Consider the following 13,372-nt stretch of genomic DNA (forward strand, 5'->3'; position numbering starts at 1 on the left):
CCCCAAATCGGGAGCTCTGTTGATACTTTATATTATAGAGTGACGCCATATTTAGCGTGCGCGACGCGCCTCTACGGCACCAGCCAACTGACGCAATACCACTTCAGTATCATCCCAGCCAATACATGCATCCGTAATCGATTGACCATAAGTGGCCGCACAACCATCCACGAGATCCTGACGTCCTTCAACGAGATGAGACTCAATCATCACACCAAAAATAGCATGTTCACCCGATGCAATCTGCTCGCTCACATCTTGTGATACCACAAGTTGACGCTGGTACTGTTTAGAGCTGTTTGCGTGGCTAAAGTCAATCATCACTTTTTGTGGTAAACCGGAGATTTCTAGTTCCTGCTTGATAGCCGCGACATGTTGAGCGTTGTAGTTTGGCTCTTTACCACCTCGTAGAATGATATGGCAATCAGGGTTGCCTGCCGTTTGAATGATGGCCGAATGACCATACTTAGTGACCGACAAGAAATGGTGCGATGCACTGGCAGAGCGAATCGCATCAGAAGCGATTTTGATATTGCCATCTGTCCCATTTTTAAACCCAACCGGACAAGATAGACCCGATGCGAGCTCACGGTGAACTTGAGATTCTGTTGTACGAGCACCAATAGCACCCCAACTGATAAGGTCAGCCACATACTGCGGTGTGATCATATCCAAAAATTCGCTCGCTGTTGGCATCCCCATATCGGTCAAATCAAGCAGTAACTTACGCGCCATGCGTAAACCATCGTTAATTTTATAGGTATCATTTAAATAAGGGTCGTTAATGAGCCCTTTCCATCCGACGGTCGTACGAGGTTTTTCAAAATAGACACGCATGACAATTTCAAGGCGATCACCTAGTTCATCACGTAACACTTTAAGACGTTTTCCATATTCAACAGCCGCTTGAGGATCATGAATTGAACATGGGCCAATGATCACCAATAAGCGATCATCTTTATCTTGTAGAATATTATGAATGGCTTCTCGAGCCTGAAATGTGGTTGAAGAAGCAACTTCTGTTGCCGGAAACTTTTCTAGAACCGCAACAGGAGGTAATAACTCTTTAACTCGTTTAATTTTTACATCATCAGTCTGAAACATTGCTTACTTCTTCCTTATTCTTTTCTACTGCCTACCGAACAACGGACAGGTTGGATCTATACGCAGCCTTGCTTTCGGCTCTCCCCTGTAACTTATCTACTAAAAACCACAACTTCAATCATTATTTTCAACAAAAGGCAATATTGGCTACTTTTTTACAAAATTGTCACTGCGTAAAAAAATAGTTACACCTTTATGCTGGAACCCACAAATTAACGCTAATATGAGCTTCGTAGGTGCATTATCTCGTTGATATTGTTAAGGTAGGTGATAACAAAATAGCAACAAGATATTCAACCATGAATGCGATAGAGTTTGAAAAAGTAAACAAGTGGTACAATAATTTTCACGCTTTGAAAGACATTACTCTTCAGGTTCGTCGAGGGGAAATCTTAGTCGTTTGTGGCCCTTCAGGCTCAGGAAAATCAACATTAATCCGAACGGTCAATGGGTTAGAAGCTATCACCGCGGGCAAGATCATCCTGAACTCTAACCATTCCGACATCACACAGCCTGCGGGAAAAATCGGTATGGTTTTCCAGCATTTCAACCTTTTCCCTCACTTGACGGTGATTGAAAACCTTATTTTAGCTCCAATTCGTACACTGAAATTGAGTAAGCAAGCCGCAAGACAAAGAGCGAGCCATTTTTTACAGCGAGTGAATATTCTTGACCAAGCTGACAAATATCCGGTGCAATTATCTGGCGGTCAGCAACAGCGTGTTGCCATTGCACGCTCACTCTGTATGCAACCAGAAATTTTATTGTTTGATGAACCCACTTCAGCTCTCGATCCTGAAACCATCCAGGAGGTGCTGGATGTCATGGTAGATCTTGCTCAAGATGGCATCACCATGATGTGCGTCACTCATGAAATGGGTTTTGCCCGAAAAGTAGCGGATCGCGTCATTTTTATGGATGAAGGAAGAATTCTCGAGATCGCTACGCCGGAAGAGATATTTCGTCAGCCAAAACACCCAAGAACTCAACAGTTTCTCAACCAAATATTGAGCCATTGATGATAAAAGTACTGATAAAACCGATCTTCTCCGCTCTAGTACAGATAGTTCTACTGCTTGCGGGGATGGTATGGCTACTTGATTCTGGCGCACATGCTATGGGTTACCAGTGGCAATGGCATCGTGTGCCTGATTTCATCGCTTTTTACGACGAGGGGGAATGGTGGCCCGCGGAACTGCTCGAAGGGTTAGCCGTCACGGTGCAAATCTCAACGGTCAGCCTATTTTTTACGCTGGTCATTGGCTTAACAACCGCTTTGTTGAAGCTTTCCAATTCTGTGGTAGGGCGTTGGTTGGCCAATATTTATATTGAGCTTATCCGCAACACGCCGCTACTGGTGCAGATATACCTGCTCTATTTTGTGTTTGGCCCAGTGCTGGGCTTAGATCGCTTCTCTACCGCCATTTTAGCTTTGGCACTGTTTCAAGGCGCTTATACTGCCGAAGTGTTTCGTGGTGGTTTAAACAGCATTCCGAAGGGACAGTTTGAAGCGGCACGAACATTAGGGCTTTCTCGTTTTTATACCTATGTTGATGTGATCTTACCGCAACTTATCCAACGTACATTACCTCCACTGACCAATGAAGTCGTGTCATTAATTAAAAATTCGTCTATCGTCAGTGTGATGGCTATTTTTGACTTAACCACTCAAGGTAGAAATATTGTCTCAGAAACGGCGATGCCATTTGAAATATGGTTTACCGTCGCTGCAATTTATTTACTGTTAACTCTGTCTTTATCAGGGTTTTCAGCATGGTTAGAACACAAACTCGGGGCGCAATGGCGCGCTCAATAATCATCCTTAAAAGGAGAACATCATGCAGCAATCTGCACCAAAAGCGTGGCAACGCGCTGGATTGAAGGCTATCGCCGCTCTATCGCTCGGGTTGACCATGTTACTAGGGATAACCATTTCCATACCCGCCTTTGCCAGTGAAACGCCTAGCCTTGATAAAATCACTGAACGAGGCACATTGCGTGTGGGTATGTCTACGTTTGTGCCTTGGGCAATGCGCGACAAGCAAGGCGGCCTAATTGGCTTTGAAATTGATGTTGCCAAACGTCTTGCTGAAGATTCAGGTTGGAAAGTGGAATTTGTACCTACCGCGTGGGATGGCATTATTCCAGCACTCTTAGCACAGAAATTTGATGTCATTATCGGCGGCATGTCTATCACTCCTGAGCGCTCGAAAAGCGTCCTGTTCACTGCTCCCTATTCACATTCAGGAGTACAACTTGCCGCTAATCAGTCCCTCGCTAAAGGATTTTCCACCATTGAAGACTTCAACTCTCGTCGAGTGACTATCGCAGCGCGACGCGGAGCATTTACCGTTCAAGTCGCTCGTGAAACCTTCCCCAAAGCCAAAATTCTGCAATTTGATGACGATGCACAAGCCTTTCAAGAAGTATTAAACGGCCAAGCACACGCCGTGATTGCGTCAAGCCCTAAACCTGAACATGAAACAGTGAAACACAGTGACAAACTGTTCATTCCTTTCAATGAACGGTTGTCCAAAGGAAACGAAGCGTTTGCCGTTCGCTTAGGTGAAGAGGACAAAAAAGCCTTTTTTGATCAATGGATTATTGAAAGAACTAATGACGGCTGGTTGAGTGAACGCTACGAATATTGGTTCTCAACACTAGATTGGCAAAACCAAATCGTCTCAGGGCAATAGCCTGAGGGGCGGATGTGAATAGAACAAAAACCATGCTGTATGAAAAACGGAGCCTTAAACCATGGCTACGATTATCGCTCAATAAGCTCGATTATGCGTTACTCGTAGCACTGTTAGGCTTTGTTATTTGGTTAACGCACCGAGCCGAGCTTGGGGTGAATTATAATTGGCGTTGGCAAGAAGCTTTTGCTCTGATTTTCACCCCAACGAGCCATGGTGCTATCCCTTATTTCTTTCAGGGGTTAGTTGCCACTTTGCGCTTAAGTGTCTGGGCGATGGTGCTGGCCCTTGTGTTAGGCACACTGCTTGGCGTAGCACGCCACTCTCAGTTTTCGTGGTTCAGAATTCCGGCTAACGCTTTTGTGCAATTAGTTAGGAACATTCCGCCGCTGGTTTTCGTGTTCATTTTTTATTTTTTTGTCTCCAATCAACTGATCCCGTTGTTGGGCCTAGAAAACCTACTACGGGAACACCATGAGCCAACCAATGCCATTCAGCATTGGCTGTTTGGTCCTTCTCATCTATGGGAAAATTTGTTCTCTGGAATTGTGTGTATTGGGATGCTTTCATCGGCCTACATCGCTGAAGTTGTTCGTTCAGGTTTGGCCGGAATCGCTCAAGGTCAATGGGAAGCAGCGCACTCTTTAGGGCTGTCTCGATGGGTAAAATACCGATACGTCATTGCCCCTCAAGTATTGGCGGCGATCACGCCGGCTTTAGCTGGGCAAGCGATTTCTTTGGTCAAAGATTCTTCGATTGTATCGCTAATTTCAATTCAAGAAATGACGTTTGTTGGCACAGAAATCGCTAACTCTTCTGGGCTTATTTTTGAAATATGGTTGTTAGTGGGCGCTGCATACTTAGGTTTATGTTTAAGCCTCTCTTTACTGTTTAGGCGGCTCGAGCTACGCAGTTTACGCCATCTCTCGCTTCATCACTCTAACTAGATAACACGGAATTTGTCAGCGTCAGTTGCGCAACCAATCAAAGAGAAGCAACACGTGATGAGAAACAAAATAAGAACGATGTTTAGCGATTGCGCCCCCATTATTGAGAATGAATATCAGTTAGAATCAATTCAACATGAATGTAAGAAGGTGAAACCATGATGCAACACGTTTCCGAATGGTTAGAAAAAGATCCCGATCCTAAAACTCGCCAAGAACTACAAGCACTAGTCGATCAGCATCAGTTAGATGAGATAAAAGCTCGCTTTCAATCACGTCTTGAGTTCGGCACCGCGGGTTTACGCGGCATGGTGGGATGCGGCCCTAATCGTATGAACCGCCTGGTAATTCAAGAAACGGCGACGGGTTTAGGGCACTACCTCATTCAACAAGTCAGCAATGCCAAAACACGTGGGGTGGTGATTGGCTATGATGGCCGGCCAGATTCTCAGCAATTTGCACATGATACCGCCTCAGTACTCGCCGCGCTGGGGATCAAAGTGTATCTCACGCATAAAGTGGCACCGACCCCAGTAGTCGCTTTTGGGGTAAAACACTTTAATGCCGCCGCCGCAGTCGTAGTCACCGCCAGTCACAACCCACCCGAATACAATGGCTTTAAGGTGTACTGGGAAAATGGTGCACAGATTATCCCGCCTCACGATTCAGGTATTGCAGCAGAAATCGACTTAGCGGCAACTCGAGCTATTTCTCTGATGCCGTTAGACAACGCGCACCAACAAGGCCTTTTGCAATGGCTAACAGAAGAGTATTACCAAACTTACCGTCGTACCCTCAATCAAAGCCCATTGTTGAACCACCACACTGATCCGCAATGCCTTACCATTGCGTATACCGCGATGCATGGTGTCGGCGCTGAGATGGCTGAAACTTTGCTGCATGACGCTGGGTTTACCCATGTCATCAGTGTGAAAGAACAACGCGAACCAGATGGCCGTTTCCCGACCGTCAACTTCCCGAACCCTGAAGAGCCGGGGGCGATGGATATGGTTATCGCGTTAGCTCATGCTGAAAATGCACAACTGGCCTGCGCCAACGACCCAGATGCCGACCGATTTGCTGTTGCCGTACAACGAGCGGATGGTCAATACCAAATGCTGACTGGCGATCAAGTTGGCACACTATTTGGGGACTATTTGCTCTCCAAAACCGATGCCTCAAAGCAGTTGGTTGGCAACACCATCGTCTCATCCAGTTTACTCGGTAATATTGCGCAGGCGAAAGGTGCAAAATACTACCAAACCTTGACTGGCTTTAAATGGTTGACTAACGTGGCGATGCAACAACAAAGCGATGAACAGCAGTTCTTATTCGCCTATGAAGAAGCATTGGGTTACACCATAGGGCAAAGCGTTTGGGATAAAGATGGCCTTTCGGCCATGGTGGCATTTGCACAACTAGCGGCCGAATTATACAGCCAAGGTAAGACTATTTGGGATCAACTCGAAACCATTTACCGCCAGCACGGTTTTTACATTAATGCACAACGTAGCATTAAGTTAGACCCTAACTCACCGCCGATCGGTGATAAGCTTCGCGCCACACCGCCAACGGAAATCGCCGGTCGAAAAGTGCTCATGATCGACGATCTCAAATCACTAACACGTTATATTGCCGATGGAACAACGCAAGCGATTCAACTTCCTGCTAGTGATGTATTGACCTATAACTTGGAAGGCGGAGCGAGAGTGATTGTGCGCCCATCAGGCACAGAGCCTAAATTGAAGTGCTATTACGAGGTCGTTGGAACCTTCGAAGCAGAAGAAGATTTCGCCAGCGCCGAGAAAAAAGCCGACGAGCAAATGGCGATGCTCATCGCAGAGCACCAACACAGTTTGTAGCGCTCATTGCCGGATAGGCACAACGAAATAACAGGCCGCCTTCAGTTCACTGTTGGCGGCATTTTTATTTCATCTGTTTAGGTTGCGCACCATCGCGACACTCTTTTGCCTTCAGTGGATAACACTGATATGCGCAATTTTGTACAATCGCTTGACCCAACCTTGTGGCTTGATAGATTCATCACTTCCAGCAAAGGAATTACTATGGATAGCACACTATTGAACCACGTACATTTGGAACCTAGAGGTCGCCTCTTTGGGCAAGGCGCATTGGCCATGCTACCGCTGAGTATTGCCGTTTTACCATGGGGCTTATTGGCGGGATCATTTGCGATTGAAAGTGGCCTGACCGTATTAGAGAGCCAAGCACTCTCTGCGGTTTTATTTGCAGGCTCAGCGCAACTCGTCGCCACGGGGATGTTTAAAACAGGTGCAGGGCTGTTGACTCTGCTGATCACCACATTTTTCATCACTTCTCGCCATTTTCTCTACAGCGTTTCCATGCGCAGCAAAATCAGCCCACTCCCGACACGTTGGCGTTTAATTCTGGGTTTTCTGCTCACTGATGAGCTGTTTGCGGTCTGCGGACAACAAAATGAAAAACAGTTTAACCGTTGGTACGCGCTTGGTGCGGGTTTAAGCTTCTATTTAGTTTGGAATTTGGCCACACTGGTCGGCATTATTGCAGGCAGCTACATCCCCGCTTTAAACGAGTTGGGGTTGGAATTTGCAGTCGCGGCTACTTTTATCGCCATTGTCATTCCGAACATTAAAAACATACCGATACTCGTTGCTGTCATCAGTGCCCTAGTGTTATCGGTAAGCCTGACTCTTTGGCAAGTTGAAGGTAGCTTAATGCTAGCAAGCATTGGCGCAATGTGTGCAGGTTATGTTTCTGAAGTTTTACTCTGTTCGAGCAGGAGGAACCAACGATGATTCTGCTTTCTATCCTCGCCATGACCGCTTTGGTCTTTATGAGCCGTTATCTGTTCTTAGAGCCTAAATTACCGCTGCGTCTCAACCCAGTTATCCAGCGCTTACTCACTTATTCTAGCCCTGCTGTATTAACTGCTATTTGGGCTCCGATTGTGTTCCTGCCAGAGCAAACACTTTGGCTTGATCGCCATAATCCCTACTTGTGGGCCGCAGCATTAGCGGGACTGATTGCATGGAAAACCAAGAATGTCCTGCTGACCACGATCATCAGCATGGCGACTTTCTTTTTGCTAAATTTAACGCTCTTAGCCCATTAAAGACAGAGGCTGCGGTGAATACTGATAATAACCGCAGCCCGAATAGCGCAAATCAGTTTTATTGCGCTAGCCATTCAATCTCGATTAAGGTCTGCTCTCCACATTTAAGACGCCCTAAAAAGAGATCGCCACAATGCACTTCTCCAACTCCTTGTGGCGTTCCGGTCATCACAACGTCACCATCACGCAGTGATGTGTAAGATTTCAGCTCTTCTAAAATGATGGCGGGTGAATAGATCATTTGGTTTACACCACCGCACTGAACCCGAACACAATTGATGAATAGCTCTAACTGCAACTTATTGATGTCGATACCATGCAATGGCACAAATCGGCTAAGTACTGCTGAACCGTCAAATGCTTTCGCCCTCTCCCAAGGTAAACCTTTTGCTTTAAGCTGAGATTGCAGTACTCGCTTAGTCAGATCTAACCCCAAACCAACCGCGCTATATTGACCTTTTTTGATCAAAAAACAAATTTCAGCTTCATAGTGAAGCGTCTCTTGGTGAAACGAGGATAGAGTGGTTGTGATGCTCGTGTTGGGTTTATTAAACACCACCATTTGTTCTGGAATTGTGTTATTAAGCTCTTGAATATGTTCAATATAGTTCCGTCCAACACACAATACTTTAGACGGGGTTATCTTCTGTTTATCCAAACGAACCGAATACATATACTCTTCCTTGAGATGACTAAGATCGTCGAGTTTACCTCATCTACAGCGCGAGTGAATGGATTTGCATCTTCATTAGATAAAAGTAAGATCTTCGACTCAAAATTCATGGCACCTTGATTATTTTGAACATCACTACATAACATTCTCTTTAATAAATCATCAATAAAAACAACATGTAAACATCATGAATCAGTAATTAAACATTCATTTAAAACATCTACTTTACTCACATCAAACCGTTCGAGCACTGAAGCTCATTGATTATGGATAAGGTAAATAAAATGAAAAAAGCAACAATCGCAACCGCAATTCTTACAGCATTGGTATCAGGTTCTTCTTTTGCTGCGACTGTTTACAAAGCGGATGGAAATGAGCTTAAAGTTGGTGGACGTGCAGAATTTCGTGGCGATTTCGGTGGTGATGACAAAGGCAAAGAAATTGAAGGCACGATGAAAAACAAAAGCCGTGCGCGTTTGAACATTACAGGTTCAACAGAAATCTCTGACTCTTTGAAAGGTTTTGCAACCTATGAAGCAGAGCAAACGGTTAATTCCTCCGCCAGCAACGATAAAAATTCTGATTTCAACCAACGTTACTTATTTGCAGGTTTACAAGCTGATTTTGGTGCTATTTCTGTCGGCCGCCAAGATACGGCTGGCGTGCAAATTTCTCAAATGTCAGACATCGGTACTTATACTGGCGCTCAAAAAGAGTTCATCAACGCAGGTAATGAGCAAATCAACAACACTTTCCTCTACGCAGGTACATTTGATGCCCTCAATGTGAAAGCAAGCTTTATTGCAGGCGAAGAAAAAGACACCGATGGCTTTGGTCTTTCTGCAATTTATAACTTACCTATCGGCCTTGGTTTAGGCTTGGGCTACGCAAGCAACGATAATGGCACAGGCCAAGGTGCGGCGAATCAAATTATTGCCGGTGTGAATTACACGTTGGACGATTTGTACTTAGGCCTGACCTATACACAAGGGGATTTGGACGATAAAGCGAAGAGCGAATTCAACGGGATTGAATTTGCTGCGCAATACAAAATCACAAGTAACTTCCGCTTAATTGGTGTGTATCAAAAAACGGAAAATGAAACTGCAAACGTCAAAACGACGAAAAGTGATTTTGCTGAGTTGACGGGACGTTATGATTTCAATAAATCAATCTACACTTACGTTGCCTACAAAATGAACAACCTAGATAAAAAAGACCTCGGCACTGCGTATGATGCAAAAGACTCTATTCGCCTAGGCCTACGTTACAACTTCTAATTTTAATTATACGAACGCATATACTCCCTAAGGATTTTGTCCTTTTGGCCAGGCACCCGCTTGGCCTTTTTTATTTTCCGCATTGCACCACAAAGAAACACATTGCACTAGGCTAGACCATACTTAACAGAGCCAACAATATAAGTTCACTATTTTTCAATAAGTTAAAGGTGGCACACAACTTGCGATGTAATAAGTACAAATGCATGGCAGCGTTTGTGCTTCTTTTCAGTGCTAAGGCAGAGCACTGGCCGTTCATGTTCTTTCGCCCTCTTTTTAGGGGGCTTTTTTTATCCCATCACCACAGCCCATACGCAAAATGTTTGGCGTTTCAGACAAGTGGAAATCAGCAGGGATAACACTTGCTCAAATTTATTGAACCACTCCATTCATTTCAGAGATTGGTTTAACGCTGATAAGTCAGTATGATTCAACGACTTTTTCTATAACCCTCTTCTCTATGACCAAAATACTTCACCACCCAATCCAAGGGGCAAGTTGGATGCTAATCGCAGGCCTTGCCTTTGCGATAGTCAATAGCCTTGCTCAAGTCGCCAGTATCAATTATGGCCTGTCATCTACCACGGTGGCGCTGGTTCAATATGCCATCGCGTTAGTCGTTATTTTGCCGTATTTATCAACGTTAGGGATCCGCTACTCGCTGCGCACCGAGCATTTAAGCATGCATATTTTCCGTGTGTTTTTATCTGTGATTGGCATACAGCTCTGGTTATGGGCACTCGCCTATCCGGTGCCCATTTGGCAAGGTATTGCACTGCTGATGACCTCTCCTCTGTTTGCCACGATTGGCTCAGGCCTTTTTTTAAAAGAGAAAGTGGGTACAGCACGCTGGGGAGCAACATTAACTGGCTTTGTCGGGGCGATGATCATCCTTGAACCTTGGGCTGACGATTTCAACTGGGCATCGTTGCTGCCTGTTGGCGCGGCATTTTTTTGGGCTTGTTACTCTTTGATGGTGAAAAAACTGTCTGCCCATGACTCACCGTCTACTATGGTGGTCTACCTTTTGGTACTGATCACACCGTTCAATCTACTGCTCGCTTTACCAGATTGGCAAACACCGCAAGAAGGTACTCTGTGGCTCATATTGCTTTTTGCGGGTGCGATGACGGCACTGGCTCAATGGGCGATCGTTAAAGCCTATGCGGTGGCAGATGCGTCTTTTGTGCAACCTTTTGATCACGCTAAGCTGCCACTGAATGTTTTGGCGGGTTGGTTAGTGTTTGGCTGGGCACCACCTGGGCGGTTATGGCTTGGCGCTGCCATCATTATCGCTTCAGTGGCCTTTATTACTCACTGGGAAACAAAAAAGTCTTCGCGTTGAAATAAAAACTCACTCAACTCTTTCCTATTCTCTAAGCAATGCTTCTTGAGGAAAACACGATGGCAAAACCGATAAAAATCACACTATATCGATGGGCTGGAAGTTGGGGTCCATTTAAAGTCACCATCCCTTGCGGCGAGTGTACGCTCACCAAGGACATTTTGACTGACACCTTCAATAATGAATTGGAGGGCATTCCCATCGAGTTAGAAGTCAAAGACTGGCTATCGCACTGGTGGGAACCCTTGAAACTTGGCGCATGGCACGCCCCAATATTGGTCGTTGAAGGTAAAGTGATCAGCCAAGGAGAAGCATTAAATCGAGGTGTTTTAGTTCAGTCGGTGATCAAAGAGTGGGCACAACGTGACGAGTTAACTGGCAATATTGTGTATGGAAAAGCCACTTGCCCATACTGCGTCAAAGCAAAGAAATTGCTGGATGAAGCGGGAATTCAATACACCTATCATGATGTAGTCAAAGAAAGTGCGGCGCTGTACCGGATGATCCCAGAAGTTAAAGCCATCATTGGTCAAAAAACGCCCGTCACCGTGCCACAAATTTGGCTAGAAAGCCGCTATATCGGTGGGTGTGATAAATTGGAAGATTGGCTAACCAAAAAAAGTCAGTAGTGCCCCAGAGCATCTGGTTACTTTAGAAGAAAAAGTACTGACGCCTCAGAAACCGCCGACTCTTTAGTCAGTAATGGTATACGGGCTCTTTGTGGACGAATGGTGGACGAATTTGCACAGTCATTTTTACCCCAGTAAATAAAGCAAAGCCCCAGCTTGTTACCAAGCTAGGGCTTTTTAATTCTTAGGCATTCACTATTTGCTGAATTTCTTCACTAGCGTTTTAATGAAAGACTTTTTCTTTGCTTGTGGTTTGCCATGCATTGCATCATACATCGCTTTTTTTGCGATCAGTTGACCAACGTAAGCACCACCTAATTCATAACCCATGAATCACCTCAAAATGTAATTTATTTACCTGACGAGGTGTATATTAGTCCAAAAAAGAACAAAAACAAGACTTGAGTCACAAAATAAAGTAATTAATTTTCAGTTAACCGCGTTTAGGCTGCTTATAGGTTTTACCAGCAGCCAAGTAAGTTTCTTTCTGCTTAACTTCAAACATGGTTTCAAAAAACCAAGCAACAAACTTAATAACGTTATCGCCTTCATTCATAATGTGTTCGACAAACTCTTCTTCTTCACCTTGCTCATTTTCTTGCAACACGACGTGGTAAATGCGTTGCTCCCCATCCACTTCGGCTAAAGCAAACTGACCCACTAACGATAAGGCTGCTTCAGCAATATCTTGATCTTCACATACTTTCAGCATATCTAACGCTTGAGGAAGTGTTTTTTGCTCGCACAAGCTTTTGACTAATGCTTGAAATTCATCTTGTTGCATTGATTTTTCCGTTGAATTAATGTCGCCGAGATTATACCTCAAATTATTTCTCTTGTGCCGACATGTACGATGTAAATGCACCACTAGACTTAAACCACTTCAAACCGGAAGGGTATAAACAGCATTAAGCGAATTTGGTTTGACGTAAGCGATAGGAAGAACACAACACCAAAAACATAGCGCAACTGGTTGCTAAATAGAACCAGCCTAGCGACATCTGACTCGTGATCCATCTTTCCACCAAGTATCCCCCTAAAAATCCAGCTAAACACATTTGAATGGAGCCAGATAGAGCCGCAACGGAACCCGCTTGAGTTTTGTGTGGCCCGAGCAGCATGCTGGTGGATAATGGAAATGAGATACCTTGCGCAATCGTTAACCAAGTAAATCCCCACACTAAATTGAACACGCTCATCGGTGTTATCAGTAACCAAACACCGGCAAAAGCCATAATGACAATCGCCAAAGCAAGTAAACGTTGGGATGAAAAACGATCATTGAGTAAGTTAACGGCAACACTGCCTATCATCAAACCCGCGGAAGGGACGATCATTACGGTTCCATAATCGGCGGCCGTTAACCCCAGCTTGTTTTGCAAGAGAAAAGGCAGCACCGACAGAGTCACTAAACTAGATAAATAGCTGATCCAGTTGTAACTGGCGCTGGTCAGCACTTGGGAATTTTTCAAGAGTAGCAAATAGTTATGCAATACGGCCTTCGGTTGAAACCGATGTTTCGCGTATGGCAACGTTTCTGGCAATATCCACCAACCTAAAATAAAAATGGTACAGATATACAC

At 44.8% G+C, this 13,372-nt stretch carries 15 protein-coding genes; 10 read left to right on the forward strand and 5 right to left on the reverse strand.

Going from position 1 to position 13,372, the window contains the following annotated elements:
* Positions 1-51 precede the first annotated feature (51 nt).
* Entirely contained in the window at positions 52-1,104 is a 1,053-nt protein-coding gene (gene aroG / locus B9J87_RS04290) for a 3-deoxy-7-phosphoheptulonate synthase AroG (protein WP_013868087.1), read from the reverse strand.
* A gap of 299 nt (positions 1,105-1,403) precedes the next feature.
* Between aroG and B9J87_RS04295 the strand changes: the two genes are divergently transcribed.
* From B9J87_RS04295 to B9J87_RS04325, 7 genes are all read left to right on the forward strand, one after another.
* Positions 1,404-2,123: an amino acid ABC transporter ATP-binding protein gene (locus tag B9J87_RS04295; RefSeq protein WP_094149464.1), complete on the forward strand. Its 720-nt coding sequence runs from the start codon at positions 1,404-1,406 to the stop codon at positions 2,121-2,123.
* Positions 2,123-2,920 (forward strand): amino acid ABC transporter permease, encoded by a 798-nt coding sequence (locus B9J87_RS04300; protein WP_026027335.1) that lies wholly within the window; start codon positions 2,123-2,125, stop codon positions 2,918-2,920. Before B9J87_RS04295 ends, B9J87_RS04300 begins: the two co-directional genes overlap by 1 nt.
* A 97-nt stretch (positions 2,921-3,017) precedes the next feature.
* Positions 3,018-3,800, forward strand: coding sequence for a transporter substrate-binding domain-containing protein (locus tag B9J87_RS04305; RefSeq protein WP_094149478.1), 783 nt, complete (start codon positions 3,018-3,020; stop codon positions 3,798-3,800).
* Between the two features lie 32 nt (positions 3,801-3,832).
* Complete coding sequence (locus tag B9J87_RS04310) at positions 3,833-4,747, forward strand: amino acid ABC transporter permease (protein ID WP_441351327.1); 915 nt, start codon at positions 3,833-3,835, stop codon at positions 4,745-4,747.
* A 158-nt stretch (positions 4,748-4,905) separates the two neighbouring features.
* Positions 4,906-6,609 carry a phospho-sugar mutase gene (locus B9J87_RS04315; protein WP_094149468.1) on the forward strand — a complete coding sequence of 568 codons (1,704 nt, stop codon included), beginning with the start codon at positions 4,906-4,908 and terminating at the stop codon, positions 6,607-6,609.
* Positions 6,610-6,813: 204 nt separating this feature from the next.
* Positions 6,814-7,545: an AzlC family ABC transporter permease gene (locus tag B9J87_RS04320; RefSeq protein ID WP_026027571.1), complete on the forward strand. Its 732-nt coding sequence runs from the start codon at positions 6,814-6,816 to the stop codon at positions 7,543-7,545.
* Positions 7,542-7,862, forward strand: coding sequence for an AzlD domain-containing protein (locus B9J87_RS04325; protein WP_013868095.1), 321 nt, complete (start codon positions 7,542-7,544; stop codon positions 7,860-7,862). Before B9J87_RS04320 ends, B9J87_RS04325 begins: the two co-directional genes overlap by 4 nt.
* Positions 7,863-7,920: 58 nt before the next feature.
* Here the strand turns inward: B9J87_RS04325 and B9J87_RS04330 are convergent, their stop codons facing one another.
* Positions 7,921-8,535 carry a fumarylacetoacetate hydrolase family protein gene (locus B9J87_RS04330; RefSeq protein WP_013868096.1) on the reverse strand — a complete coding sequence of 205 codons (615 nt, stop codon included), beginning with the start codon at positions 8,533-8,535 and terminating at the stop codon, positions 7,921-7,923.
* Positions 8,536-8,819: 284 nt separating this feature from the next.
* On the opposite strand from B9J87_RS04330, the gene B9J87_RS04335 reads away from it, so the two are divergent.
* From B9J87_RS04335 to B9J87_RS04345, 3 genes are all read left to right on the forward strand, one after another.
* Positions 8,820-9,815, forward strand: a complete 996-nt coding sequence (locus tag B9J87_RS04335) for a porin (protein WP_176429472.1) — start codon at positions 8,820-8,822, stop codon at positions 9,813-9,815.
* A 460-nt stretch (positions 9,816-10,275) separates the two neighbouring features.
* A complete protein-coding gene (locus tag B9J87_RS04340) occupies positions 10,276-11,160 on the forward strand; it encodes a DMT family transporter (protein ID WP_094149472.1) in 885 nt (294 codons plus the stop codon).
* Positions 11,161-11,219: 59 nt separating this feature from the next.
* Positions 11,220-11,789: a glutaredoxin domain-containing protein gene (locus B9J87_RS04345; protein WP_176429473.1), complete on the forward strand. Its 570-nt coding sequence runs from the start codon at positions 11,220-11,222 to the stop codon at positions 11,787-11,789.
* Between the two features lie 195 nt (positions 11,790-11,984).
* On the opposite strand, the gene B9J87_RS17895 is transcribed toward B9J87_RS04345, so the two are convergent.
* From B9J87_RS17895 to B9J87_RS04360, 3 genes are all read right to left on the reverse strand, one after another.
* Entirely contained in the window at positions 11,985-12,119 is a 135-nt protein-coding gene (locus B9J87_RS17895; protein WP_013868100.1) for a hypothetical protein, read from the reverse strand.
* Positions 12,120-12,222: 103 nt separating this feature from the next.
* Entirely contained in the window at positions 12,223-12,573 is a 351-nt protein-coding gene (locus tag B9J87_RS04355) for a hypothetical protein (RefSeq protein WP_176429474.1), read from the reverse strand.
* Positions 12,574-12,697: 124 nt separating this feature from the next.
* Positions 12,698-13,372: MFS transporter (locus tag B9J87_RS04360; protein WP_141201535.1), on the reverse strand; the 675-nt coding region annotated here is incomplete at its 5' end.

Source organism: Vibrio sp. V19_P1S1T109, assembly GCF_002241375.1.
Taxonomy (GTDB): Bacteria; Pseudomonadota; Gammaproteobacteria; order Enterobacterales; family Vibrionaceae; genus Vibrio; species Vibrio anguillarum.

Bases quoted from the DNA above. Each gene is read 5' to 3' on its own strand.
- B9J87_RS04310 (WP_441351327.1), top strand. From the start codon at position 3,833: ATGCTGTATGAAAAACGGAGCCTTAAACCATGGCTACGATTATCGCTC.
- B9J87_RS04305 (WP_094149478.1), top strand. From the start codon at position 3,018: ATGTTACTAGGGATAACCATTTCCATACCCGCCTTTGCCAGTGAAACG.
- B9J87_RS04300 (WP_026027335.1), top strand. From the start codon at position 2,123: ATGATAAAAGTACTGATAAAACCGATCTTCTCCGCTCTAGTACAGATA.
- B9J87_RS04295 (WP_094149464.1), top strand. From the start codon at position 1,404: ATGAATGCGATAGAGTTTGAAAAAGTAAACAAGTGGTACAATAATTTT.
- B9J87_RS04345 (WP_176429473.1), top strand. From the start codon at position 11,220: ATGGCAAAACCGATAAAAATCACACTATATCGATGGGCTGGAAGTTGG.
- B9J87_RS04330 (WP_013868096.1), bottom strand. From the start codon at position 8,535: ATGTATTCGGTTCGTTTGGATAAACAGAAGATAACCCCGTCTAAAGTA.
- B9J87_RS17895 (WP_013868100.1), bottom strand. From the start codon at position 12,119: ATGGGTTATGAATTAGGTGGTGCTTACGTTGGTCAACTGATCGCAAAA.
- B9J87_RS04355 (WP_176429474.1), bottom strand. From the start codon at position 12,573: ATGCAACAAGATGAATTTCAAGCATTAGTCAAAAGCTTGTGCGAGCAA.
- B9J87_RS04335 (WP_176429472.1), top strand. From the start codon at position 8,820: ATGAAAAAAGCAACAATCGCAACCGCAATTCTTACAGCATTGGTATCA.
- B9J87_RS04340 (WP_094149472.1), top strand. From the start codon at position 10,276: ATGACCAAAATACTTCACCACCCAATCCAAGGGGCAAGTTGGATGCTA.
- aroG (WP_013868087.1), bottom strand. From the start codon at position 1,104: ATGTTTCAGACTGATGATGTAAAAATTAAACGAGTTAAAGAGTTATTA.
- B9J87_RS04320 (WP_026027571.1), top strand. From the start codon at position 6,814: ATGGATAGCACACTATTGAACCACGTACATTTGGAACCTAGAGGTCGC.
- B9J87_RS04325 (WP_013868095.1), top strand. From the start codon at position 7,542: ATGATTCTGCTTTCTATCCTCGCCATGACCGCTTTGGTCTTTATGAGC.
- B9J87_RS04315 (WP_094149468.1), top strand. From the start codon at position 4,906: ATGATGCAACACGTTTCCGAATGGTTAGAAAAAGATCCCGATCCTAAA.